At 51.1% G+C, this 460-nt stretch carries 4 tRNA genes; all 4 read right to left on the bottom strand.

The window, feature by feature from the left end:
- Nucleotides 1-65: 65 nt before the first annotated feature.
- The 4 genes from HMPREF3116_RS04775 to HMPREF3116_RS04760 all read right to left on the bottom strand — a co-directional run bounded on the left by HMPREF3116_RS04775 (nt 66) and on the right by HMPREF3116_RS04760 (nt 409).
- A tRNA-Ile gene (locus HMPREF3116_RS04775) sits at nt 66-139 on the bottom strand.
- Between the two features lie 15 nt (nt 140-154).
- Nucleotides 155-228: transfer RNA gene (locus HMPREF3116_RS04770), tRNA-Met, on the bottom strand.
- A 25-nt stretch (nt 229-253) separates the two neighbouring features.
- A tRNA-Ala gene (locus HMPREF3116_RS04765) sits at nt 254-326 on the bottom strand.
- Between the two features lie 9 nt (nt 327-335).
- A tRNA-Pro gene (locus HMPREF3116_RS04760) sits at nt 336-409 on the bottom strand.
- Nucleotides 410-460 lie beyond the last annotated feature (51 nt).

The following is a 460-nucleotide window of genomic DNA, read 5'->3' as shown; positions in this document are numbered from 1 at the left end:
CGTTCCCTTCAGCCGGACTTGGGTAATCCTCCGTGACAATATTTTCATATAATCCCATACAAGGATGGACCTTGTAGGACTCGAACCTACGACCGGACGGTTATGAGCCGTCTGCTCTAACCAACTGAGCTAAAGGTCCAAGTAATTTATATAATAGCGGCGAAGGGGATCGAACCCATGACCTCCCGGGTATGAACCGGACGCTCTAGCCAGCTGAGCTACACCGCCATATTATATTATACATCTAATTAAGTGGAGAATAGCGGGATCGAACCGCTGACCTCCTGCGTGCAAAGCAGGCGCTCTCCCAGCTGAGCTAATCCCCCAAATTAGAATCGGGAAAACAGGATTCGAACCTGCGACCCCTTGGTCCCAAACCAAGTGCTCTACCAAGCTGAGCTATTTCCCGCTCATGCACCCAGCAGGATTCGAACCTGCAACCGCCTGATTCGTAGTCAGG

Origin of the sequence: Aerococcus sp. HMSC10H05, from assembly GCF_001806975.1 — a bacterium.
Lineage (GTDB): Bacteria > Bacillota > Bacilli > Lactobacillales > Aerococcaceae > Aerococcus > Aerococcus viridans_B.
The sequence above is the reverse complement of the archived record's forward strand: the minus strand, read 5'-3'. Positions and strand labels throughout refer to the sequence as shown.